Below are 22867 nucleotides of genomic sequence, written 5' to 3'. Positions count from 1 at the left end.
AACGGGCCGGAGGACTTGTCGCAGGAGATGGCCCAGACGGACCCGGAGGCTCGTTTTTGCTGGCAGCGTGCTGCCACGGATGAAAAGAGCAGGGCCGATCTGAGCCCCACCTCATGGCAGATGGCAAAATTTACAGTCGATCGAAGCGCTCTCGCCACGACGCCGCCATCGCCGGGCCAGGGCGCAGTTTAGCACTGACAAGGAGCGAGATTGCTTTGGAACTTGTTTGATCCGCTCAAAAGTGATCGAGGAACATGCAGTGCCGAATGGAAAATTGGCGGTCTAGTCCCTGAACGCCGCACGCGTGTCATATCTTGCAATGCGTGAAAGGAGGTAATCGATCTCGGCCTTTGCTCTCATTGAAATGTTTCCCGCGGGCTTTCGCTGAGAGTCGCTGGCGATCGCGCCGCGCTTGTTGAGGACATATTTGCGCACGGCAAGCCCAACTCCCGGCTGCTGCTCATAGCGAACGAGCGGCAGATGTGCATCGAAGAGGTCATGTGCCGCCTCGCGGTTTCCGGTCTGCTGGAAATTCACGACGTCGACCAGCATATCGGGGAAGGCGTAACCGGTCATCGCGCCATCGGCACCGCGCTCCATCTCGAAATCGAGAAACAGCCCGCCGTTGCCGCAAAGGATCGAAATGTCGCGCATCTCGTTCGCTTTTTGCGCTGCCCGCAACTGGGAAATCTTCTCGAGCCCCGGCCAGTCTTCGTGCTTCAGCATCACGCTGGACGGGTGATTGTTGACGATCTTCTGGATGACGCCAGGCGTCATCACCACGGTCAGTGTCAGCGGATAGTCCTGGATGACGAAGGGAACATCATCGCCGATCGCCTCGACCGCCTGGGCATAGTAGCCGACGATCTGATCATCCGTCCGAAGAGACGGCGGTGGGGCGATCATGACGCCCTGGGCGCCAATATCCATGGCGCCGCGCGCGAGTGAACGCATCGCCGCAAATCCCGGCGCCGAGACACCGACGATCACCGGAACGCCGGCGCGCTTCACGACCTGCCGGGTGATTGCAAGCGACTCCTCCGGCTCAAGCTTCGGCGCTTCGCCCATGATCCCAAGTATGGTAAGCCCGCTCACGCCGCACCCGAGATAGAAATCGGTGAGCCGGTCAACCGACACCTGATCCAGCCGCCCGTCCGGATGAAACGGCGTTGCGGCGATGGCATAGACGCCCTTGGCTGTCTGATCGAGCTTCATTGCGCACTCTCCTTTTTGCCGGAATTTAGGGGTAGTCACCTTTCCGATCAATTGAAATGCGCCGTTTGCAGGGATCGCGCCTAAGTGCAAGAGCGCTGTTGCAGGGCCTGCCGCGCCTGTTTAAGACAGTCCAGCAATTTACGAGTCTGGATCTTCTTCATGTTCGATATTTTATGGCGCGGGATTGGTATGGGGATCGGTGCGACCTTCCTCATGGATATTTGGGCAATCGTCCTCTTCCGGGTCTTCGGTCAGGGGCCCGCCAACTGGGCGCCTGTCGGACGGTGGTTCTGGCACCTCGGGCGCGGCAAGGTATTTCATGACAATATCGCCAATGCAGAACCCTATAGACACGAGCTGGCAATCGGGTGGATCGGCCATTATGCGACCGGCATCATCTATGGCCTTGCTCTTGCGGCTATCATGGGTCCACCCTGGCTGGCAGCACCGACTTTCCTGCCCGCCTGGATCCTCGGTATTGTCACGGTCGGGGCCGGCTGGTTCCTGCTGCAGCCCGGACTTGGCATCGGCTGGGCAGCGTCGAAGACACCGAACCCGAACAAGGTGCGCGCGCTCAATCTGATCGCGCATACCGTCTTCGCCATCGGGCTCTACGGCACGGCGCTTTTGATCGCCTGAGGGCACAAGACCGCAAGGAGGCTCAGTGAAGCATCTTTACGCAATCGGCATCGGCACCGGAAATCCGGAGCACATGACCATTCAGGCGATCAACGCCATGAACGGCGCCGAATTCGTGTTCATTCCCACAAAAGGTGCACAGAAAGAAGAGCTTGCAGATGTCCGCCGCGAAATCTGTGAGCGGTATCTTAAGCAGGCGGATGGAAAGATCATCGAATTTGCGGTGCCTCTTCGCGAAACGAAGGAGCGCAGCTATGGGCAAAGCGTCGATGAATGGCACGCCACAATTGCTGAGACCTATTGTCATCTGATCAATGAGTTGCCTGAAAATGGCACGGCTGCCTTCCTTGTATGGGGCGATCCGAGCCTTTACGACAGCACATTGCGCATCCTGGAACGGGTGCGGGACAAAGTGGATTTCGATCTCACCGTCATCCCGGGCATTACCAGCATTCAGGCGCTTGCCGCCAGCCACCGCGTTCCTATCAATCTCGTGGGCAAGCCTGTGGAGATTACGACTGGCCGAAGGCTCGCCGAAGAGGGGCTCAAGAGGGAAAGTACGGTCGTGATGCTCGATGGCATCCAGGCGTTTACGAAGATCGACGACCCTGATGCGGAGATCTTCTGGGGAGCCTATCTTGGCACGCAGGACGAAATCATCCGGTCCGGGCGGCTCGGCGACGTCGCCGATGACATCGTAACGATCCGGGCCAAAGCGCGCGAACGGCACGGTTGGATCATGGATATCTACCTGCTGCGCAAAGCCCGCGACGTTCACGACTAGCCCGGCAGGTCGAGTCGGGGCGCTTTACCGCGAGCGTGCCGCCCCGTAAAGGCATGCATGAAAGGACGAGCCATGGGGTTTGCCGGCGAAAGAGAGATCGACATGGAAGGGCGTGCAATTGCCGCACCAGGCTCGCGCCGAGGCGCCTGTCCGACGCTTGCTGCACCCATGGCGACCGGTGATGGCCTTCTAGCACGGCTGCGTCCAGCCGGGGGTGCGCTGACGCCTTCGCAATTGAACATGCTTGCAGTCTCCGCAGCGGCAAACGGCAACGGCGTTTTGGAAATTACTGGGCGGGGAAGTCTGCAAGTGCGCGGACTGCGGCCGGAAACTGTCGGGCGGCTCGCCGCTGATGTTGATGCGGCTGGGATCCTCGTGCCCGCAGGTCCGCCGATCGAGCTGTCGCCATTGCATGGCATCGACCCGGGTGAGATAGGAAATGCCGCCGCGATCGAAGCCCGGCTGCGAAATGAGCACAAGATCGCGCTGTCTTCACCACTCTTGGCCCCGAAGCTCTCCATCATCGTCGACGGTGGGGGACGTTTCGGTCTATCCGGTCTATCGGCCGATATCCGCGTTGACGCTCTGGACGAAGGCCGTTGGTTGGTCGCGATCGACGGTGATGCAAAAGCGGCAAAGCCGGTTTGTATCGGTTCCGCAGACGACGCCGCCCGGGCGGTCGGGCGATTGCTGGCGATGCTCATGGAAATCGGCAAGAATTCTCGAGCGCGCGACATTGGACCGACTGCATTGCGCGAAGTGTTTCCGGCAATGGAATTGCAATTTGCCGCCGGACCAAATTCGCAAATGCCGAGGCCCGGCCTTCATCAGCTTTGCGATGACAGCGCGGTCCTTGGCCTCAGACCGCGTTTCGGCCAGATGAAGGCTAGTGCCCTATCACGATTCCTGGGACAGACCGAGCCCCTCGGTGCGGCGGAAATTCGCCTGGCACCGGGCCGCCAGTTCTTCGTCACGGGCTGCAGCACGGAGGCGGCGAAGGCGTTGCAGGCAGCGGCAAAGGATTATGGCTTCAGCTCCGATGCCGATGATCCATCTGCAAATATTGCCGCTTGCGCCGGTGCGGGTGCCTGCGCCTCCGGCTTTTATGAAACGAGGATGCAAGCACAGCATTTGCTGCGGCATTCACCGGTTCTTTTCGATGGATCGCTTACATTTCATCTCTCGGGTTGTCCCAAGGGATGCGCTCATCCGCGACCGGCGCTGGCGTTGACTGGAATGGCGAGCGGTTATGGTATTGTGTTGAGCGGACTTGCAGGCGACAGCCCTGATGCAACGATTGCTGGCGGCGAGATTGATTTCGCTATAGAGAAGCTCGCCCGGCTGGTCGAGAACAACAAGAGCGCTGACGAATCGGCTGCTGCCTGCCTGAGGCGGCTTGGCCCCCAGACGATCGTGAAGGCGCTGAAACAGGAATAGGAATGCCAGATTACGATTATATCCGCAGCGGCGAGGCGATCTACGAGCGCTCCTTTGCGATTATCCGCAGCGAAGCCGACCTCTCGCGATTTTCGACGGAAGAGGCCGAGATTGCCGTGCGCATGATCCATGCCTGCGGGCTGGTCGAAGCCGCGACATATTTCGACTTTTCGCCGGGTTTCGTCGATGCAGCGCGCGGCGCGCTCAAAAAGGGCGCAGCGATCTTCTGCGACGCGGAAATGGTCGCCCACGGCATCACACGCGCCCGGCTGCCAGAAAACAATGACGTGATCTGCACTCTGCGCGACCCCCGCACTCCGCAAATGGCAGAAGCAAGCGCCAACACGCGTTCGGCGGCGGCCGTCGACCTTTGGATCGATCGTCTGGCCGGCAGCGTTGTCGCGATAGGCAATGCGCCAACGGCACTCTTCCACCTTCTTGAACGATTGCGCGGCGGCGCACCGCGGCCGGCGGCCATCATCGGCATGCCGGTCGGCTTCGTCGGTGCGGCAGAATCAAAGGACGCGTTGGCGGAAAATTCCTATGGCGTGCCCTTCGCGATCGTTCGCGGTCGCCTGGGCGGCAGTGCGATGACTGCCGCCGCAATCAACGCGCTGGCGAGGTCGGGACTATGACCAGGCCAAGCCGACTGATCGGCGTCGGAACGGGTCCAGGAGACCCGGATCTGTTGACAATCAAGGCAAAGAAAGCGATCGAAGCTGCGGATGTCATTGCCTATTTCGCCAAACAGGGCAGGGCCGGCAACGGCCGGGCGGTCGTCCAGCACTTGATCAGTCCCGAGACAGAACTGCTGCCGCTCTACTATCCGGTGACCACTGAAATCGAAAAAAGCGAGACGTTCTATCAAAGCCAGATCACTGCCTTCTACGATGATTCTGCAGCCGCGGTCGCAGCGCGCCTCGATGCGGGAAGAACCGTTGCTGTCCTCAGCGAAGGCGATCCGATGTTCTACGGATCCTATATGCACCTGCATGTGCGCCTTGCCGGTCGCTATCCGACCGAGGTGATTCCGGGCATCAGCGCCATGTCCGGTTGCTGGTCGCTTGCCGGCATGCCGATCGTACAAGGTGACGATGTCCTTTCCGTGCTGCCGGGCACCATGGCCGAAGCGGAACTGACCCGGCGGCTTGCCGATACCCAGGCAGCCGTCATTATGAAGGTCGGCCGCAATCTTCCGAAGATCCGCCGCGCTCTTGAAGCAGCAGGGCGTCTTAGCGAAGCCGTCTATGTCGAGCGTGGGACGATGGCGAATGCCGCAATGGCGAAGCTTGCGGAGCGGCCGGAGGGTGACGCGCCGTATTTCTCGCTGGTGCTGGTACCAGGCTGGGAGGCAAGTCGATGAGTGGAATCCTGTTCGTCATTGGCACCGGTCCTGGCAGCCCACAGCAGATGACACCGGAAGCGCATTCAGCGGTTTCGGCCTCGACCGATTTCTTCGGCTATGGGCCCTATCTGGACCGGCTGCAGCTTCGCGCCCACCAAAATCGTCATTCTTCCGACAATCGCGAGGAGATGAGGCGGGCAGCGGATGCTTTGACGATGGCGGCAGGCGGCCGCAAGGTCTGCATCGTCTCCGGCGGCGATCCCGGTGTGTTCGCCATGGCAGCGGCAGTCTGCGAGGCAATCGACACAGGTCCGGCCGAATGGCGTTCCGTCGAACTGGTCGTCGTTCCGGGCATCACCGCAATGCTTGCGGTTGCTGCGCGTGTCGGCGCCCCGCTCGGCCACGACTTCTGCGCAATCTCGCTTTCGGACAACCTCAAATCCTGGGAGATCATCGAAAAGCGCCTGACATTGGCTGCCAAGGCGGGCTTCGTGATTGCGCTTTACAATCCGATCAGCAAAGCGCGGCCCTGGCAGCTCGGCAAGGCCTTTGAATTGCTGCGCGCGCAACTGCCGCAGCAGACGCCGGTGATCTTCGGGCGCGCAGCCGGACGTCCCGACGAAAAAATCATCATTCAGCCCCTCGGTGACGCCCACGCTTCAATTGCCGATATGGCGACATGCATCATCATCGGGTCGCCAGAAACACGGATCATTTCCGGCGGCGGCAGGCCCGAGCTCGTCTATACTCCCCGTTCTATGGCGGGAGGAAACAGTTGATCGATCGCGCCAAGCGCTTCCTCGACGGTTTCGACCGCTCTCATGGCAGGAGCGGGCGCACGGGCGATCATGAAGACTTCAATGCCGAGATGGCGAGCCGCCGCGATTTTTGCGTAGGTCGAAGCGCCGCCGCTGTTTTTGGCGACGATAGCATCGATGCGGTGAGAGGCAAAAAGCGCGGCCTCGGCGTCCACATCGAAGGGGCCACGATCGAGAATATACTCGGCGTTTTCGATATCGAGCGGCGGGGTGACGGGATCGACGCTGCGAACAAGATAGAAATGATGTGCCGCCGCCTCGGCATAGTGCGCCTCCTGACGCCCGATCGCCAAAAAGACGCGGCGGGGAACGGGCCCAAGCGCGGCGATTGCCTGCGCGATGTTACTGCTCGCGGTCCATTTGTCACCCGGTCGCTCGATCCATTCGGGCCGGTGGAGGGCAAGGGCCGCAATTCCGGAAAGTCGCGCTGCGGCGACGGCATTGGCCGAGATGCGTGCGGCAAAGGGATGTGTCGCATCGACGAGAATGTCAAATCGTCCGTCGCGCAGGAAAGAAGCAAGGCCCTCCACTCCGCCGAAACCACCAATACGAACGGGGACAGGCTGGACGGAGGGTTTTTCTGTGCGGCCGGCCAAGGACAGCAGGATGTCAAAGCCGGCCCTCTTGGAAAGCATCTGTGCCAAGGCACGCGCTTCGCTCGTCCCGCCCAGTATCAGCACGCGGATTTTTGCCATGTCTGATATGCCTAGCCTCACTCCGAAACCCTGGCTGACCATTATCGGTATCGGCGAGGATGGTCCAGAAGGACTTGGCGAGCACGCCAAGCGGCTGATTCTGAGCGCGCCTGCCGTCTTCGGCGGCGAACGGCATCATGCGCTGATGGATAGTCTGATTGCCGGCGAGCGGCTTGTCTGGCAAAGCCCCTTCGAAAAGTCGATCGATGCTATTGTTAGGCGGCGCGGTACACCGGTCGTCGTACTCGCTTCCGGTGACCCATTTCTTTTCGGTGTCGGCGCAACACTCTCGCGGCATGTAAATGCCGAGGAGATGCGCACGATCCCAGCTCCGTCAGCCTTCAGCATGGCCGCGTCGCGTCTAGGCTGGCCGATGCAGGAAACTGCCTGCCTCTCGCTGCATGGCCGTTCCATCAATCTCATCCGCCCGCATCTGCATTCCGGACGGCGCATCATTGCGCTGACATCCGACGGGAAGGGGCCGGGGGAACTGGCTGTGCTGCTGTCAAACAGCGGCTTTGGCCACTCCCGCATAACGGTTCTGGAGGCGCTCGGCGGCCCGCGCGAGCGCATCTTCAGCACGTCTGCAGAAGACTTCCAGTTTAGGGATATCGACCCTCTCAATGTCTGCGCCGTCGAGGTCAAGGCGGGAAATGAAGCTCGCATCCTGCCATTTGCCCCCGGCCGCGACGATGAACTCTTTGAGCACGACGGGCAGATCACCAAGCGAGAAATCCGCGCTCTGACGCTGTCGGCACTTGCACCGCGCCATGGGGAACTGCTGTGGGATATCGGAGCCGGCTCGGGTTCGATCGGCATCGAGTGGATGCTCTGCGACCCATCACTGAAGACGGTCGCTATCGAGCAATCGCCAGGTCGCGTCAGCCGGATCGCGCGAAATGCTTCCGCGTTCGGGGTGCCCGACCTTGCCGTCGTCGAGGGAAGAGCCCCTGCGGCTTTGAGGGGATTGCCGGAACCTGACGCCATATTTGTCGGCGGAGGCGGCAGCGAGCCAGGCGTCATGGATGCCGCAATCATCTCGCTCAAAAGCGGCGGGCGCCTTGTGGCCAATGCGGTGACACTGGAAATGGAGACCGTTCTGCTTGCCGAACAAGCCAGGCGCGGCGGCTTTCTGACAAGGATCGAGGTTTGCCGAGCCGCCCCGCTCGGCGCAATGAGCGGCTGGCGCCCGGCAATGCCGGTGGTGCAATGGCGCTGGATCAAGGACTAGAAATGACGGTTCACTTCATAGGAGCCGGCCCAGGTGCGGCTGATCTCATCACCGTTCGCGGCCGGGACCTCATTGGCAGATGCCCGGTATGCCTTTATGCCGGATCGATCGTATCGCCCGAACTGCTCAACTATTGCCCGCCGGATGCGCGCATCATCGATACCGCACCGATGTCACTCGATGAGATCGAGGCGGAATTTGTGCGTGCGACCAACGCGGGGGAGGATGTGGCTCGTCTGCACTCGGGCGATCTATCCGTCTGGAGCGCTGTTGCTGAGCAGGTTCGGCGTCTTCACAAGCATGCCATCGCCTACACGATGACACCGGGCGTTCCGGCCTTTGCTGCTGCGGCCTCCGCCCTGGGCCGGGAACTGACGATTCCGGCCGTTGCTCAGAGCCTGGTGCTTACGCGCGTCTCGGGCCGCGCTTCGCCGATGCCGAGTGAGGAAACGCTCGCCAAGTTTGGCGCCACGGGCTCGACGCTTGCAATACATCTGGCAATTCATGCGCTCAGCCAGGTCGTTGAAGAACTGACACCACTTTACGGCGCTGATTGTCCTGTTGCGATCGTCGTCAAAGCCTCCTGGCCGGACGAGCGCGTCGTGCATGGCACGCTTGCCGACATCGAGGCGAGGGTCGCCCTCGAACCGATCGAGCGCACGGCGATCATCTTCGTCGGTCCGACGCTTGCTGCCTGCGATTTTCGCGAAAGCGCTCTTTACGACGCCTCCTATCAGCGGCGGTTCAGGGGCAGGCAATAGCGAGCCGGAACGCCGGCTCGCCGTCCCGCTCAATGCTTTGCCGATAGTGGGTCCATGCTCGCCTTCGCTGCTTGTCTTTGCAAACGCGGCGAGCAGATCTCAAAACCAAGCGGCTCCACGAGGGTCGATGATGCCGGCTCCTTCAGTCATCGGCTTCCATAATGCTGATCAAGTAGCAGGTGGCAGCACCAGCAAGCGTCAAAGCTTCGCGGTTATGAGCCTCGATCATCAAGACATCGCCGGTATGAATCATGCCGCTTTCTTCGGCCAGTTCAAATGCTGCTTTGCCTTCGTGACACAGCACAAGCGATACTGCGGCCGGTAGAGAGCCGCTCCAGCTTTGCTCGATATGCAGCCTTACGACCTTGTGGGCAAAGGCGTGCCGCCGCGTCATGACATTGAGGTCTGTGATCGGCCCCGCCACAAGTCGTGCCGTGACGCCAATGTCGGCCGAAAAAGCAAATGGCGGGCTGTCCTGTGCCAGGAGCGCAGGCTCTTTGCCGTCGATCTTAAGGATCATGCCACTGCCGGACAGGATTGAAAGTGTGCGGTCGATGCCGGGAAAAATCGAAAAGGGTCCATCGAAAGCAACCGTGGCCATGCTGACCCGCCAGTCGAAATCGAAAAGGCCCGCACCGGGCGGCCAAACGGCCACCTCCACCGTCTCGCCGCCGCCGTTCTTCCACGGCATGCGCCGGTGATCGGCCGCGCGAAGGATCTGCATTGGTTCAGTCTCCCAAGATCCCCGGCAGCCTTAGCCCCTTCTCCTTGGCACAATCAAGCGCGATATCGTAGCCGGCGTCGGCATGGCGCATGACGCCGGTCGCCGGGTCGTTCCAAAGCACGCGTTCGATGCGGCGGGCCGCATCGTCGGTGCCGTCGCAGCAGATGACCATGCCTGAATGTTGCGAATAGCCCATGCCGACGCCGCCGCCGTGATGGAGAGAAACCCACGTTGCGCCGGAGGCGGTGTTCAAAAGAGCGTTCAACAGCGGCCAGTCTGAGACCGCATCAGAACCATCCTTCATCGCTTCCGTCTCGCGGTTCGGCGATGCAACCGAGCCGGAATCGAGGTGGTCGCGTCCGATCACGATCGGCGCCTTCAACTCGCCGCTTTTCACCATTTCGTTGAAGGCAACCCCAAGACGATGACGGTCGCCAAGGCCGACCCAGCAGATGCGCGCCGGCAGACCCTGGAAGGCGATACGCGTGCGGGCCATGTCCAGCCAGTTGTGCAGGTGCTTGTTGTCCGGCAGCAATTCCTTCACCTTCGCGTCGGTCCTGTAGATATCTTCCGGATCGCCCGAGAGTGCTGCCCAGCGAAAGGGACCGATGCCGCGGCAAAAGAGCGGGCGGATATAGGCAGGCACGAAGCCGGGGAAAGCGAAGGCGTTTTCGAGACCCTCGTCTTGAGCAACCTGGCGGATATTGTTGCCGTAATCGAGCGTCGGAATGCCTGCATCCCAGAATGCGATCATCGCTTCGACATGCTCGCGCATGGAGGCGCGAGCCGCTTTTTCGACAGCCTTCGGATCGCTTTCGCGCATCGCCTTCCATTGCGCGATCGTCCATCCTTTCGGTAGATAGCCGTTGATCGGGTCGTGGGCTGACGTTTGGTCGGTGACGATATCCGGACGGATGCCGCGGCGGACCATTTCAGGAAGAATTTCGGCGGCATTGCCAAGAAGGCCGACCGATCTGGCTTGGCCAGCCTTGGTCCACTGACCGATCATGGCGAGGGCTTCGTCCAGCGTTTCGGCCTTGGCATCGAGATATCGGGTACGCAGGCGAAAATCGATCGAGTCCGGATTGCACTCGACGGCAAGGCAGCAGGCGCCGGCCATGACGGCAGCGAGCGGCTGGGCGCCACCCATGCCGCCAAGGCCGCCGGTCAGGATCCATTTACCCTTGAGGTTGCCGCCATAATGCTGCCGGCCCGCCTCGACGAAGGTTTCATAGGTCCCCTGGACGATGCCTTGTGTGCCGATGTAGATCCATGAGCCTGCCGTCATTTGTCCATACATCGCCAAGCCCTTCTTATCGAGCTCGTTGAAGTGGTCCCAAGTCGCCCAGTGCGGCACGAGGTTGGAATTGGCGATCAGGACGCGCGGCGCATCCTTATGCGTGCGGAAGACGCCGACCGGCTTGCCGGACTGCACCAGAAGCGTCTCGTCTTCGGTAAGCGTCTTCAATGTCGCGACGATGCGGTCGAAATCCTCCCAGGTACGGGCAGCGCGGCCGATGCCGCCATAGACGACGAGTTCGTTGGGATTTTCTGCCACATCTGGATCGAGATTGTTCATCAGCATGCGAAGCGGCGCTTCGGTCATCCAGCTCTTGGCATTGAGCACCGGTCCGCGAGGTGCCCGGATTTCGCGGATGTTGTGACGGGGATTGCTCATCTCAGATCTCCAGGGACGGAAGGATGTTTTCGGAAACCGACGCGTTCAATACGCCGGTTGCAACAAGTTCGCTGACGGCTTGCAGGTCGCCGGCCATGTAGCGATCGACCTCCAGTGTCGGCACCACATTGCGAATGGCAGCGATCGCCTTTTGCAGTTCACCGCTGGTGGCAAGCGGTGTGCGCAATTCTACGCCTTGTGCGGCCGTCAATGCCTCTATGCCGATGATGCCGAAAAGGTTTTCGGTCATCTGCAACAGACGGCGTGCACCATGGCAGGCCATGGAAACATGATCTTCCTGGTTCGCCGAAGTGGGCGTCGAGTCGACGGAAGCTGGATGCGACATCTGCTTGTTTTCGGACATTAACGCGGCAGAGGTGACCTCCGCGATCATCAGACCGGAGTTCAGTCCTGGCTTCTTGGCAAGGAAGGCTGGAAGCCCGTAGGAGAGAGCCGGATCGACGAGCAGGGCGATGCGGCGCTGCGAAATTGCACCGACCTCGCAGACCGCAAGCGCGATCTGATCGGCAGCGAAGGCAACCGGCTCCGCATGGAAGTTGCCGCCGGAAACGACGGAGTTGTCGGAAAGTACCAACGGATTGTCGGTCACTGCATTGGCTTCGATTTCAAGCGTGCGTGCAACCGTCCGCAGAAGATCGAGGCAGGCGCCATCGACTTGCGGCTGGCAGCGAATGCAATAGGGATCCTGCACGCGCTCGTCGCCCTCAATATGGCTTTCCCGGATAACGGATCCTTCTAGCAGCGCCCGCAAAGCCGCGGCAGTGTCGATCTGGCCGCGGTGACCGCGAAGTGTATGGATATCCGGATGGAACGGTGCCGAAGAGCCCATGGCCGCGTCGGTGGACATGGCGCCGGTGATCAGGGCCGCCTGGGCGGCACGATGCGCACGGAACAGGCCGGCAAGTGCGAGCGCGGTTGAAGTCTGCGTACCGTTGATCAGCGCAAGGCCTTCTTTTGCGGCCAGAACGACCGGCGCAAGGCCAGCCTTGCTCAAGGCTTCCGCGCCTTCAAGCCGATCGCCTTTGAAGTAGGCCTCGGCCTCTCCCATCATCACGGCCGCCAGGTGGGCAAGCGGCGCAAGATCGCCCGAGGCGCCGACGGAACCCTTTTCCGGAATGACCGGTATGACGCCCTTGTCCAGCATCGCTTCGATCAGCCGCACCACCTCCAGTCGCACGCCCGAGGCGCCGCGGCCGAGTGACACGAGCTTCAGCGCCATGACGAGACGCACGATGTTTTCAGGTAACGGTGCGCCGACGCCGCAGCAATGCGAGAGGATGAGATTGCGCTGGAGTGTGGCAACATCGGCACTGTCGATCTTAATCGAAGCGAGTTTTCCGAAGCCTGTGTTGATGCCGTAGACGGGGGCATTGCCGGCGGCGATCTCGGCAATGCGCGCCGCCGACTTCCTTATGCCGGCATCAAATGCGGGATCGAGTTCCGCCGCTTCGCCGGTCCAGTAGATTTTTTCCAGCTGTTTCAGCGAAACGGAACCTGGGTGGAGGATGATGGTCAACGGTCGATCCTTTCGCCCTTGAAGACACGCGCAAAGAGCGGGTTGAAGCCGATTCGATAGACAAGTTCGGCCAGACTCTCGATCTCCCAGATGGCAAGATCGGCGGATTTGTCGGCCTGGATCGTGCCCGTTTCGGCAACGACGCCGAGTGCGCGAGCGCCTTCGCGTGTGACCCCTGCAATACATTCCTCAACCGTTAGGCCGAAGAGCGTCGCCGACATATTCATCGCCAAAAGCAGGGAGGTGAGAGGCGATGTGCCCGGGTTGCAATCCGTCGCGACCGCGATCGGAACACCGGCGGCGCGCAGCGCCTTGACGGGTGGTTTCTGTTTTTCGTTGATGGAATAGAATGCGCCCGGCAGCAGCACCGCGACGGTTCCGGCTGCCGCCATGGCGACCACGCCGTCATCATCGAGATATTCGAGATGATCTGCAGAGAGCGCACCATACTCGGCAGCAAGTGCAGCTCCGCCGAGATTAGACAACTGCTCGGCATGCAGCTTCACCGGAAGGCCAAGTGCCTCGGCGCGATCAAAGACAAGTCCGATCTCTTCCGCTGAGAAGGCAATGCCTTCGCAGAACCCATCGACGGCATCGACAAGGCCCTTGGCGTGCGCCTCTTCGAGAGCGGGCAGCACGATGTCTGTTATGTACTCACGGTTGCGGTCCTTGTATTCGGCCGGTGTCGCATGGGCGCCGAGATAGCTGGTCTTGACGCGCACCGGTCGCATATTGCCGATAACACGGGCAGCTTCCAGCATCTTCACTTCGCCAGCGATGCTGAGACCGTAGCCCGACTTGATCTCGATCGTCGTCACCCCCTCGCCAAGCAAGGTATCGAGGCGGGGCAGGGAAGCTTGCACAAGGCCTTCGACAGAAAGCGCGTTCGTTGCCTTGACCGAGGAGACGATGCCGCCGCCGGCGCGGGCAATCTCTTCATAGGTCGCGCCGCCAAGCCGCATTTCGAATTCGCGCGCCCGGTTGCCGCCGTGAATGATGTGGGTGTGGCAATCGACGAGTCCCGGCGTCACCCAGCGGCCCTCAAGGTCGATGATTTCGGCACGTTCGATGACGGAAACCGGCAATTCGCCCTCCGGGCCAGCATAGCGGATTCGGCCGCTTTCCGTGACGATTGCGCCTTTTTCGACAATACCCAGTCCCGGCTTACCCGGGTCGAGCGTCGCCAGCCGGCCATTTCGCCAGAGGCTCGGCCTCTGCTCTCGCGCAAAAAGATTGTTCCCGTTCATCAGCTTTACGCCTTTCCTTCTGTCGAAACATGTATATACATAATAACCCGGTGACAAGTGGAAATTTGGGCGTTTCCATGGAAAAGAAAGATGACAGGCCCACAGGAAGGGAAAAGGCGATGACGACACTTCATGCGGCGAGCGCGCTCCTGCCTGAGGGGTGGCGAAGCGACGTGCGTCTCACACTTGATGGCGGCCTTATCGCGAAGATTGCGGTCGGCGCAAAGGCCGAGGCGGGCGACGAGTGCCACAAACTCGTCATTCCTGCGATGCCCAACCTGCACAGCCATGCCTTCCAGCGCGCCATGGCGGGCCTTGCCGAGGCCCGTGGTCCCGGAGCCGACAGCTTCTGGAGCTGGCGCACGGTCATGTACAGGTTCGCGCTTTCTATGACGCCGGAGCATGTCGAGGCCGTTGCCGCACAGCTTTACATGGAAATGCTCGAAGCCGGCTTTTCGCGCGTCGGCGAATTCCACTATCTGCATCATGACAAGGACGGCAGTCCTTATGCCAATATTGCGGAGTTGGCAGAACGCATCGGCGCGGCGAGCGAGACGGCCGGTATCGGCCTGACGTTGCTGCCGGTCTTTTACGCCCATTCGAGCTTCGGCGGTGCTGCTCCCCTCGATGGCCAGCGGCGCTTCGTCAACTCGCTTGAGGGCTTCGGCAGGCTGATGGAGCGGGCACGCACGATCACCTGCAAGCTTGACGGCGCAAAGATCGGGATTGCACCTCACAGCCTTCGCGCCGTCACGCCTGATCAATTGGCAAAGCTCCTGCCGCTTGCAGAAGGCGGTCCAGTCCATATCCACATCGCCGAGCAGCTCAAGGAAGTGGATGATTGCATCGCCTGGTCGGGCGCGAGACCCGTCGAGTGGCTCCTGGAGCATGCGTCCGTCGACCGCCGCTGGTGCCTCATCCATGCCACTCACATGACCGAGGATGAAACGCGGCGCATGGCAAAACGCGGATCGGTCGCCGGTCTCTGCCCAATCACTGAAGCCAATCTCGGAGACGGGGTTTTTCCAGCGCCGATCTTTCTTGAAGAGGGCGGACGGTTTGGCATTGGTTCGGACTCAAATGTGCAGATTACGCTTCCCGGGGAACTCCGCCAGCTCGAATATTCCGAGCGACTGGCACTTCGCGCCCGCAACGTGATTGCAGAGACCAGCGGCTCGACGGGCCGAGCGCTGTTCGATCACGCGCTCTTGGGTGGTGGTTGCGCGCTTGGTGCTGCCGCGGGCCTCGCCGAAGGCAATTATGCAGATATCATCGCCCTTGACTGCCGCCAGGTGCCTTATCTCACACATGATCAAATCCTTGACCATTGGATATTCGCCGGCAGCGTCGCGGTCGATTGCCTCTGGGCACTTGGCCGCAAGCAGGTCGAAGCCGGCCGTCATCGGCAGCGTGAGGCGATCAGCCGACGTTTCCTTGCTGCAATGCGCCAATTGCTTGCCGCCTAAGTCTTTCCTTGCTGCTGCATTGGCAATAGAGCAGGTGGCGCGAAGCGGAGAGAATAATGAACGATAGCAAGGATGCGACCCTGCATCAGCGCATCTTGAGCGAGATCGAAGGTCGCATCGTTTCCGGTGAGTGGCCGCCGGGATATCGCATCCCCTTCGAGGTCGATCTCGCCGCGCAATACGATTGCTCACGAATGACCGTCAACAAGGTGCTGACGCAGCTGGCCAAAGCCGGATTGATCGAGCGCCGCAAGAAGTCGGGCAGCTTCGTCACCCAGCCGCAGGCGCAGTCCGCCGTGCTGGAAATTCATGACATCAAAGCAGAAGTTCAATCGCTGAATCTGCCGTACGCGTATTCGGTCATGAAGAATGCAAACCGCAAAGCAAGGGCGGATGACAAACTAGACCTTCCGGCCGGCGGCTTCGTTAAGGAGGTCGTTTGCGTTCATTTTGCAGGGACCCGGCCTTTCTGTCTTGAACAGCGCCTGATCAATCTGGGCACCGTTACGGAAGCGGCCGATGCCGACTTTGGCGCAATCGCGCCTGGCCCCTGGCTTTTGAAACTGGTTCCGTGGAGCAAGGCGGAGCACAAGATTTACGCGTTTGCGGCTGGTGCTGAGGAAGCCGCAGCGCTCGACATTGCCCGCGCGGCAGCATGCCTGGTTATCGAGCGCCGCACCTGGAGCAGTGCCGGGCCTGTGACGCATGTGCGCTTTACCTATCCCGGCGACCGCCACGCGCTTGTTGCCCGTTTCAGCCCGGCCTCCTGAGAATCCACAACAGCTCTATTGCGAATCATCCCACAAATAGCGGAAGTAAACAGCAAGATGACTTCCGGCCGAGAAGATGCGCTACGAAATCGACAATACCCTGCTGAAGAACCTGTTGCCCGCTTTCGCGCTGGCGGAGGATATGCTGGCCAGGCTGGATGAGAGGGTGGCCCGTTCGCCAGTCGGCGCTGGTTTTGCCGAACGGGGGCATTTTTTCGACGCTGCAAGCGCGCTCTGGGTTGCCGGAGAACTCGTGCACGTCGAAGACCTGGTGCTGCATGATGCACATATGGACAGCCGGACGCCGAGCCACGAGCTGACGATTGCCCATGCCGTGCTGCGTGCGCGGCGCCGCATCTGGACAGCCGACCCGCTCTGGGCGCTGAGCGGCGCCGGATTGAACGTACTTGCCGGCAGCGGTCCAGATGATGCCGGGCGGGCACCCGAAATTAGGAGCATGCCAGCGTCGCCTGAACAGGAAATGGACGAAGGCGAAGCGTTGCTGTCACTGGAACTTGCCGAGATCGACGCCGTACTCGCGCGCTCCCAGCGATTGCTCGATACGCATCTCGCCAGAGGTTCTAAGGTGGAAGAAAGGCCGAAGGCGACGCCTGTCGACCCGCTTGGCCTGTTCGCCGACGATGAATGGGACGAGGCCCAGCGTCTATCGGATTGGCGTGCGGTTATTCCGCTCGCCGATGAATTGCCTGCCGCCTTGGGTGCAGCGGTTCTTTTCGAGGCATGGGAGAGAACTGAGCCGCTTCGGCGCCAGCACTGGCTGGGCGGGCTTCTGGTTTCGAGCTACCTGCGCTCGCGGGGCAAGGTCGCCTCTCATCTCTTTTCCTTCTATGCCGGATTGAAGGTAATCCGTCATGAGCGCCGCCGCTCGCGAGATCGGGCGACGCGGCTGCTCGCCTTCCTCGAGGCAATGCGTGAGAGTGCGGCGGCCGGCCTTAAGGATATGGATCGTCTGTCGCTTGCCCGCACGCAGATGGAACTGCGATTCAGGGATCGTCGCTCGAACAGCAGCCTGCCGCAGCTTGCCGAATTCGTCCTATCGCGGCCCATGGTCTCCTCGACGATGGTTGCGCGTCAGTTGCGGGTGACGAGCCGGGGCGCACTCAATCTTCTCAACGAGATAGGCATCCGCGAAATCACCGGCCGGGGACGCTACCGTGCCTGGGGTATCATCTGAGACAAAACGGCCGGGCACGGTGCCCGGCCGACTATTTCAGTGAACACCCGGCCCGCCATCCTGTCACAGACGGCGAACCGGGCGTTCTTGCGCTTCCATTGCCCCCAGAAGCGCAGTCTTTATTCCCGCTCGCCTGTGAAGTTGAGCAGGAGTTGGAAGATGTTCACGAAGTTCAGGTAGAGCGAGAGCGCACCGAAAACAGCAAGCTTCTGGTTCGATTCCTGATCGTGATTTTCCGAATACTGCTCCTTGATGTTCTGCGTATCCCATGCGGTCAGGCCGACGAAGACGAGGATACCGATCACCGATATGGCGAACTGCAGCGCGCTCGAACCCAGGAAGATATTGACGATGCTGGCGATGATGACGCCGATCAGGCCCATGATCAGAAATGAGCCGAAGCGTGAAAGATCACGCTTTGTCGCGTAGCCATAGAGACTGGTCGCGCCGAACATCGTCGCGGCGATAAAGAAAGTGCGCGCGATGCTCGTGCCGGTAAAGACCAGAAAAACCGAGGCAAGCGAAAGTCCCATGACCGCGCAGAACGCCCAGAAAGTCGTTTGCGCAGCACTTGCCGACATCGTCTGGATGCGGAACGTGAAGAAGAAGACGAAGGCAAGCGGCGCGAGCATCACGACCCATTTCAAGGGCGACTGGAAGATCGGCACGTAAAGGGCCGGCGTACTGCCGACGATGAATGCTACGATCCCGGTGATGACAAGGCCGAGACCCATGTAGTTGTAAACGCGCAGCATATGCTGGCGGAGGCCCTCGTCGAAGATGGCCTGCGAGCCTGCGGCGGAGCCGTAGCCGTATCGCGGATTGTTCGGATTCATTTTGATCTCCTCGGGTTGACACTAGTAGAGCGAACGGGCGAGCCCTTCGGCCGCCCGGTCGAGTTCAAGATCCTTGTCGCTGGCAATCAACGCATAGGCCACCTCGCCAATCTGCCAGTAAGCAGCCTGGGCATTGTCGAGCGCCAGATGGCTGACGGGCTGAACGGCAAACGCGCCAGGACGCACGGCAAAAAGCGAAAGTTGCTTTCCGTCCGGTTCCCGGATCGCCATTTCGACACTGGGGCCGAACTCAGAGGGAAAGATCTGGACATCGGAAACCTTCCAGTCTTTCGGGAGCTCCGGCATCGCAATCGCCGTCGCCGCACGAATGTCGTCAGCATTATATTGTGCCGCTGGCTGCGAAGGCATCGTTTCGCGGAGCTTGGCTGTCTGGTAGGCGCGCACCGCATCCTCGACGTAGGGCGGGGCGGGAACGGATGCGGCGACCTCCGTCGCCGTAAAGGCACCAAAGGACGTGTGCGCCACCCAGCCTGCCATCACGAGAACGCCGACGGCGGCAATCCTTTGAACCGAATGCAGGATACGGCCGTAAGAAAGTCCCCGCTCCAGACGCCGTGCGGCGTCGCGGGTCTCGATCCGGCCAAAGGCGTTCTCTCCGGCGAGCGCCAGACGCAGTTCGCCCTTGATGCTCAGATCGGCCATGACCTTTGCAGCAATCGCCGGATTCTCCGAGAGATAAGACTCCACCTGGATGCGGCGAGCCACATCCAGTTCGCCATCCACATAGGCGTCGAGGTCGGCATCGATGATCGGATCAACTGCTTTCATTGCCGTTCCTTCCGATTAGTTTCAGGTGTGAGGCACGAGGCGTCGCTGCCTCGAACTCGCGAAGCTGGGTCCGGGCGCGCGAAATGCGCGACATCAGCGTTCCGACCGGAATGCCCAGCGAGGCTGCAGCTTCCTGGTAGGAAAGATCCTCGATCGCAACGAGATGCAGTGCTTCGCGCTGTTCTTCCGGCAGGTCAAAGAAAGCATCACGAACCTGCTGAAGACGCACTGCATGCTCCTGTCCCGCCGGCAGCGACTGGTCTGCCTCGATGGCTGCCTTATCGTGCCGGCGCGTTATGGACCGATTCTGACGAACCCTGTCGATATGGGCATTGTGGAGAATCGAGAGCAGCCAGGTCCTCAGGTTGCCGCCGCGCCTAAAGCTCTGCCGCTTCTCGAAGGCGCGCACCAGCGCATCATGGAGAAGATCTTCGGCGTCATCCGAATTGCGCACCAACGCACGTGCGTAGCGCCTCAGCGCTGCGAGCTGCCCGATAACGTCGAATGGCCGTTCGTTGCGTTCCATGATTGAGTATACGACAGCCCGTGAGGTTTTATTCCCGTTCCTCTGATGTTTTTTGACAAATGGGAGGAACCACCCTTGGTCTCGGCTTGCGGAGATGCCTGCGCTATATCGTCTAAACGGGACCGTGCGAATGCCTCTCGTCATTCCAAGCGAGATTGCGAAACAGCTGGCTCCCAGGAAGCCATATCACCAAGACCGAGGCCTTGCGTCGAACTTTAAAAAGCCCGAGACCGGCTAGAAAACGCCTGCAGCGACTGGCACGCCAAGCGTTTGTCGAGGATCAATGCAATCGACCTTCGAGAAACGCTCCAATGCTTCAGCATCCTGGATTAGCACGTCCTCCTGCGCGCCATGAACCGTCGCATTGATGATCGACATCGGCGTCGCAAGATCAAGTGCGCACGGGCAAGCGGTGATGGCCACAGGCGGTCCTGCCCGAACATGTCCCAGGCGACGAAGGCCGCTATCGCTGTTACAACGACGGCCGGTACGAACACGGCCGAGACCCGGTCAATTGCGCCCCTTTATTGGCGCGCGAGCGCTGTGCCTTGACGACCATTTCGACCGACGACGGGCGATAACATTGTTCCCGCTCCCACGCGCTCTCACCCTTGATCCCTGAACCCTCATGGTCAGGGTCCTCCGTCGGTTCCACCAGATTCTACGAGCGCCACAGGCTGGCTGCCAAGGAGCGCCGAAAGTGGCAGCTTGCCTCCTGGATCGAGAATTTGACCAGTCAGGAGATCGCAGCGGCGCCCTTCAAGAAAGGCCGGCACCTGGATTGCCGTATCGTTCCAGAATTCCGGACCGGCGAATAGGACGCCTGGATCGAGCCACCCGAGCATCAACCGTGGAACGACGGTCATTGCATAGGTTCCGTTTAACTCTCGTGCAAAGGCAACAACATGATCCTTGCGGTTGCCTGACACCTCAAGCGGAACATAGTTTCCTTTCGCAAAAAGCGCCGGCTGCCGCTTTCGAAGATGAAGACCGATTTGGACGATGCGCTGCTTCAGCGCGGGCACCGTCAAACTAGCAATTGGCGCTCCTTCCAGGAGGCTGGCATGCAATGCCGTCATGTCGACAGCCCTGCGATTATCAGGATCGACGAAGCTCAAATCCAGGATCTCGGCCCCCTGATAAATGTCTGGAACACCGGGCGCCATGAGCTTAATCAGCGTCTGTGACAGGGTGTTTAGATAGCCGGCCTCAATGAAGGGCCGCATTAGCGCTGCGAAATCCTCGTGGAAGACGAGGTTGGTCGATGAAAGCAACGCTGTTGCATAAGCTGTGACCGCTGCTTCGTAGCCGGCATGCGGTTCATTCCAGCTCGTGCCGAGCTTTGCTTCACGAATCGCCTTTTGCGCATAGGCCGTGAAGCGCCCGATCAGCGCTTCGGCCTCACCGTTTGAGAAATCCTCCGGCCATATCCCGGCAAGTGCTTGATAGAGCATCCACTCGACATTCGGTTCCGGCGTCAACCCTCCCGGCAGCTCGACCAGACAATCACGGTTCATCTCGCGCCAGCGCTCCACCGCCTGCGCCCAGACATCGGCTCCTTCACTCAAGCTGTAAAGCCTTGCACGCGCATCCTCGCCGCGCTTGGTATCATGCGTCGATGTCGCCGAAAGCCCGTGTGCATGAGTCTGCGCGCGCCTCAGCATCAACGCATGGAAAGCCTCGACGCCGCCCGGCTTGAGATCCGGATCGCAGCCGACTTCGTTTACCGCAAGCAACCGAGTGTAGCGATAAAAGAAGGTGTCCTCCATTGCCTTGGCCATGACCGGTCCGCTCAACTGCTGGAAACGGCGGCGGAATTCTTTCGCCGCTGCTCCCCGTACTTCACCTTTCAATAACCTTGCCACAACGTCGATCGCTCGCCGGTCAGCAAGCTTTTCTGCCGCGCTGGAAATGACCCGGCTGAGCACGTCCGCATCGCGTGCTTCAAGGCGACCCTTGCTGCCATAGATGCGATAGACGGGAAAGGCTATCAGTGATTCGTGGATGGCTGCCGCAATGGCGGGGCGGTCAAGGTCGGGATAAACGCCATGGACGATCTTCACCAGCCGGGTCGTCTCGCCTTCGAAGTACCGCGAGACCATCAATTGCTTGGCCTTGCGAAGACCGGCAGCGGTATCGACCATGTCCGGGGCGATATTCGCATAGATGGTATCCAGCTGTTGCAGGCCGCCTCCGTCGACGAAGAGATGGCCAAGCGCCGAAATGAATTCGTAGCCGGTGGTCCCCGCGATCGGCCAGCTTGCGGGCAGTGTCTCGTCATGGGCAAGGATCTTCTCGACCACTATATAGGTCTTAGGTCCTGTCTCAGAGCGAAGCCTTTGCAGATATTGCTTCGGATCGGCCAAGCCATCGATATGGTCGAGCCGCAAGCCCTCTACCTGACCGGAGCGGACGAGTTCGAGAATGAGCCGATGGCTATCTTCAAAAACCTGCTCGTCCTCAACGCGCAGTCCGACCAGACCCGTTACTTCGAAAAATCGCCGGTAGCTCAGATGTCTGGCCGCCTCTTTCCAATATGTCAGCCGCCAATGCTGGGCCTGGTGCAGTCTAACGATGAGCTCTTGGTCTAATGCGAGGTCGACCAACGCTGGCTCGTCCGCGCTTGCTGGAACAAGATTGGTGCTGTCGGGGTTCAGGGGCAAGAGTGTATCGCAGTAGCCGAGCGCCAGCTCGCCGCTTTCAGGATCGCGTTTAAGGCGTAGTTCACCATCCGACAGTGCATCGTTGAACGGCTTGCCAAGGATCGGCAGGGTGAGCCGTTCGCTCCAGTCGATATCGAAATGGCCCGCATAGGGGCTTTCTTGACCGAGCTTCAACACGCTTCGCCACCAGGGGTTTTCCGTCGAGGCGGCCATATGATTTGGCACAATGTCGAGGATGAGGCCGAGCCCGGCGTCTTTCAAAGCATGGCACAAGCGGTCAAAGCCGTCGCGTCCGCCGATAGCCGGCTCGATTTCATTGACATCGGTTACGTCATAGCCATGCGTGGAACCTCTCGTCGCGGCAAAGATCGGTGAAGCGTAAAGATGGCTGATGCCAAGGGCCTTGAGATAGGGCACAGATTCTATGGCCCGGTCGAATGTCATGCCGTTGCGGAATTGAATGCGGTAAGTCGATGTCGGAAGTATCATGTTCGCCTGCCGTTCCGGAGGA

21 protein-coding genes and 1 pseudogene are annotated in these 22867 nt (G+C 60.3%); 11 read left to right on the top strand and 11 right to left on the bottom strand.

The window, feature by feature from the left end; genetic code table 11:
- Window positions 1–282 precede the first annotated feature (282 nt).
- Entirely contained in the window at window positions 283–1215 is a 933-nt protein-coding gene (locus tag EV130_RS16170) for a dihydrodipicolinate synthase family protein (protein ID WP_132660852.1), read from the bottom strand.
- A gap of 159 nt (window positions 1216–1374) precedes the next feature.
- On the opposite strand from EV130_RS16170, the gene EV130_RS16165 reads away from it, so the two are divergent.
- From EV130_RS16165 to EV130_RS16140, 6 genes are all read left to right on the top strand, one after another.
- On the top strand, window positions 1375–1854 hold the full coding sequence (locus EV130_RS16165; protein WP_132660850.1) for a DUF2938 domain-containing protein: 480 nt from the start codon (window positions 1375–1377) through the stop codon (window positions 1852–1854).
- A 25-nt stretch (window positions 1855–1879) separates the two neighbouring features.
- Window positions 1880–2638 carry a precorrin-6A synthase (deacetylating) gene (gene cobF, locus EV130_RS16160; RefSeq protein ID WP_074064545.1) on the top strand — a complete coding sequence of 253 codons (759 nt, stop codon included), beginning with the start codon at window positions 1880–1882 and terminating at the stop codon, window positions 2636–2638.
- A gap of 72 nt (window positions 2639–2710) precedes the next feature.
- Window positions 2711–4075, top strand: a complete 1365-nt coding sequence (gene cobG / locus EV130_RS16155) for a precorrin-3B synthase (protein WP_245520064.1) — start codon at window positions 2711–2713, stop codon at window positions 4073–4075.
- Between the two features lie 2 nt (window positions 4076–4077).
- Window positions 4078–4710 carry a precorrin-8X methylmutase gene (locus EV130_RS16150; RefSeq protein ID WP_074064547.1) on the top strand — a complete coding sequence of 211 codons (633 nt, stop codon included), beginning with the start codon at window positions 4078–4080 and terminating at the stop codon, window positions 4708–4710.
- On the top strand, window positions 4707–5438 hold the full coding sequence (locus tag EV130_RS16145) for a precorrin-2 C(20)-methyltransferase (protein WP_074064548.1): 732 nt from the start codon (window positions 4707–4709) through the stop codon (window positions 5436–5438). Before EV130_RS16150 ends, EV130_RS16145 begins: the two co-directional genes overlap by 4 nt.
- Window positions 5435–6199 carry a precorrin-3B C(17)-methyltransferase gene (locus tag EV130_RS16140; RefSeq protein ID WP_074064549.1) on the top strand — a complete coding sequence of 255 codons (765 nt, stop codon included), beginning with the start codon at window positions 5435–5437 and terminating at the stop codon, window positions 6197–6199. Before EV130_RS16145 ends, EV130_RS16140 begins: the two co-directional genes overlap by 4 nt.
- On the opposite strand, the gene EV130_RS16135 is transcribed toward EV130_RS16140, so the two are convergent.
- A complete protein-coding gene (locus EV130_RS16135; RefSeq protein ID WP_074064550.1) occupies window positions 6163–6933 on the bottom strand; it encodes a cobalt-precorrin-6A reductase in 771 nt (256 codons plus the stop codon). The genes EV130_RS16140 and EV130_RS16135 overlap by 37 nt on opposite strands.
- On the opposite strand from EV130_RS16135, the gene cbiE reads away from it, so the two are divergent.
- Complete coding sequence (cbiE, locus tag EV130_RS16130; protein WP_132660846.1) at window positions 6932–8164, top strand: precorrin-6y C5,15-methyltransferase (decarboxylating) subunit CbiE; 1233 nt, start codon at window positions 6932–6934, stop codon at window positions 8162–8164. The genes EV130_RS16135 and cbiE overlap by 2 nt on opposite strands.
- 2 nt (window positions 8165–8166) lie before the next feature.
- Window positions 8167–8925: a precorrin-4 C(11)-methyltransferase gene (gene cobM, locus EV130_RS16125; protein WP_074064552.1), complete on the top strand. Its 759-nt coding sequence runs from the start codon at window positions 8167–8169 to the stop codon at window positions 8923–8925.
- A 142-nt stretch (window positions 8926–9067) separates the two neighbouring features.
- Here the strand turns inward: cobM and EV130_RS16120 are convergent, their stop codons facing one another.
- Genes EV130_RS16120 through hutI form a run of 4 tightly spaced genes read right to left on the bottom strand, consistent with a single transcriptional unit; the run spans window position 9068 to window position 14111 of the window.
- Complete coding sequence (locus EV130_RS16120) at window positions 9068–9649, bottom strand: HutD/Ves family protein (protein WP_074064553.1); 582 nt, start codon at window positions 9647–9649, stop codon at window positions 9068–9070.
- A gap of 4 nt (window positions 9650–9653) precedes the next feature.
- Complete coding sequence (gene hutU, locus EV130_RS16115; protein ID WP_132660844.1) at window positions 9654–11327, bottom strand: urocanate hydratase; 1674 nt, start codon at window positions 11325–11327, stop codon at window positions 9654–9656.
- A 1-nt stretch (window position 11328) separates the two neighbouring features.
- Window positions 11329–12864 (bottom strand): histidine ammonia-lyase, encoded by a 1536-nt coding sequence (gene hutH, locus EV130_RS16110; protein WP_074064555.1) that lies wholly within the window; start codon window positions 12862–12864, stop codon window positions 11329–11331.
- Window positions 12861–14111 carry an imidazolonepropionase gene (gene hutI, locus EV130_RS16105; RefSeq protein ID WP_132660842.1) on the bottom strand — a complete coding sequence of 417 codons (1251 nt, stop codon included), beginning with the start codon at window positions 14109–14111 and terminating at the stop codon, window positions 12861–12863. Before hutI ends, hutH begins: the two co-directional genes overlap by 4 nt.
- 119 nt (window positions 14112–14230) lie before the next feature.
- On the opposite strand from hutI, the gene EV130_RS16100 reads away from it, so the two are divergent.
- The 3 genes from EV130_RS16100 to EV130_RS16090 all read left to right on the top strand — a co-directional run bounded on the left by EV130_RS16100 (window position 14231) and on the right by EV130_RS16090 (window position 17542).
- Entirely contained in the window at window positions 14231–15577 is a 1347-nt protein-coding gene (locus EV130_RS16100) for a formimidoylglutamate deiminase (RefSeq protein WP_132660840.1), read from the top strand.
- Between the two features lie 56 nt (window positions 15578–15633).
- Window positions 15634–16347, top strand: coding sequence for a histidine utilization transcriptional repressor HutC (hutC, locus tag EV130_RS16095; RefSeq protein WP_132660838.1), 714 nt, complete (start codon window positions 15634–15636; stop codon window positions 16345–16347).
- A gap of 76 nt (window positions 16348–16423) precedes the next feature.
- Window positions 16424–17542, top strand: coding sequence for an RHE_PE00001 family protein (locus EV130_RS16090; protein WP_074064558.1), 1119 nt, complete (start codon window positions 16424–16426; stop codon window positions 17540–17542).
- Window positions 17543–17661: 119 nt separating this feature from the next.
- Here EV130_RS16090 and EV130_RS16085 read toward each other — a convergent pair whose 3' ends face one another.
- From EV130_RS16085 to treY, 5 genes and pseudogenes are all read right to left on the bottom strand, one after another.
- Entirely contained in the window at window positions 17662–18378 is a 717-nt protein-coding gene (locus tag EV130_RS16085; protein WP_074064559.1) for a Bax inhibitor-1/YccA family protein, read from the bottom strand.
- A 21-nt stretch (window positions 18379–18399) separates the two neighbouring features.
- Window positions 18400–19167, bottom strand: a complete 768-nt coding sequence (locus tag EV130_RS16080) for an anti-sigma factor family protein (protein ID WP_132660836.1) — start codon at window positions 19165–19167, stop codon at window positions 18400–18402.
- On the bottom strand, window positions 19154–19693 hold the full coding sequence (locus EV130_RS16075) for a sigma-70 family RNA polymerase sigma factor (RefSeq protein ID WP_132660834.1): 540 nt from the start codon (window positions 19691–19693) through the stop codon (window positions 19154–19156). Before EV130_RS16075 ends, EV130_RS16080 begins: the two co-directional genes overlap by 14 nt.
- A 282-nt stretch (window positions 19694–19975) precedes the next feature.
- Window positions 19976–20258, bottom strand: a pseudogene (locus EV130_RS16070) (copper-transporting ATPase); the annotation flags it as partial.
- A 67-nt stretch (window positions 20259–20325) separates the two neighbouring features.
- A complete protein-coding gene (gene treY, locus EV130_RS16065; RefSeq protein WP_074064563.1) occupies window positions 20326–22845 on the bottom strand; it encodes a malto-oligosyltrehalose synthase in 2520 nt (839 codons plus the stop codon).
- Window positions 22846–22867: the final 22 nt, after the last annotated feature.

Source organism: Rhizobium azibense (genome assembly GCF_004342325.1).
Classification (GTDB): Bacteria; Pseudomonadota; Alphaproteobacteria; order Rhizobiales; family Rhizobiaceae; genus Rhizobium; species Rhizobium etli_B.
Note: the sequence above shows the minus strand (reverse complement) of the source record. Positions and strands in the feature narration are given on the sequence as shown.

Coding starts and splice junctions, on each gene's coding strand:
- EV130_RS16165 (WP_132660850.1), top strand. CDS start 1,375: ATGTTCGATATTTTATGGCGCGGGATTGGTATGGGGATCGGTGCGACC.
- EV130_RS16150 (WP_074064547.1), top strand. CDS start 4,078: ATGCCAGATTACGATTATATCCGCAGCGGCGAGGCGATCTACGAGCGC.
- cbiE (WP_132660846.1), top strand. CDS start 6,932: ATGTCTGATATGCCTAGCCTCACTCCGAAACCCTGGCTGACCATTATC.
- EV130_RS16090 (WP_074064558.1), top strand. CDS start 16,424: ATGCGCTACGAAATCGACAATACCCTGCTGAAGAACCTGTTGCCCGCT.
- EV130_RS16170 (WP_132660852.1), bottom strand. CDS start 1,215: ATGAAGCTCGATCAGACAGCCAAGGGCGTCTATGCCATCGCCGCAACG.
- EV130_RS16080 (WP_132660836.1), bottom strand. CDS start 19,167: ATGAAAGCAGTTGATCCGATCATCGATGCCGACCTCGACGCCTATGTG.
- EV130_RS16135 (WP_074064550.1), bottom strand. CDS start 6,933: ATGGCAAAAATCCGCGTGCTGATACTGGGCGGGACGAGCGAAGCGCGT.
- hutC (WP_132660838.1), top strand. CDS start 15,634: ATGAACGATAGCAAGGATGCGACCCTGCATCAGCGCATCTTGAGCGAG.
- EV130_RS16085 (WP_074064559.1), bottom strand. CDS start 18,378: ATGAATCCGAACAATCCGCGATACGGCTACGGCTCCGCCGCAGGCTCG.
- treY (WP_074064563.1), bottom strand. CDS start 22,845: ATGATACTTCCGACATCGACTTACCGCATTCAATTCCGCAACGGCATG.
- cobG (WP_245520064.1), top strand. CDS start 2,711: ATGGGGTTTGCCGGCGAAAGAGAGATCGACATGGAAGGGCGTGCAATT.
- cobM (WP_074064552.1), top strand. CDS start 8,167: ATGACGGTTCACTTCATAGGAGCCGGCCCAGGTGCGGCTGATCTCATC.
- EV130_RS16145 (WP_074064548.1), top strand. CDS start 4,707: ATGACCAGGCCAAGCCGACTGATCGGCGTCGGAACGGGTCCAGGAGAC.
- hutI (WP_132660842.1), bottom strand. CDS start 14,111: ATGAACGGGAACAATCTTTTTGCGCGAGAGCAGAGGCCGAGCCTCTGG.
- EV130_RS16140 (WP_074064549.1), top strand. CDS start 5,435: ATGAGTGGAATCCTGTTCGTCATTGGCACCGGTCCTGGCAGCCCACAG.
- EV130_RS16120 (WP_074064553.1), bottom strand. CDS start 9,649: ATGCAGATCCTTCGCGCGGCCGATCACCGGCGCATGCCGTGGAAGAAC.
- EV130_RS16075 (WP_132660834.1), bottom strand. CDS start 19,693: ATGGAACGCAACGAACGGCCATTCGACGTTATCGGGCAGCTCGCAGCG.
- hutU (WP_132660844.1), bottom strand. CDS start 11,327: ATGAGCAATCCCCGTCACAACATCCGCGAAATCCGGGCACCTCGCGGA.
- EV130_RS16100 (WP_132660840.1), top strand. CDS start 14,231: ATGACGACACTTCATGCGGCGAGCGCGCTCCTGCCTGAGGGGTGGCGA.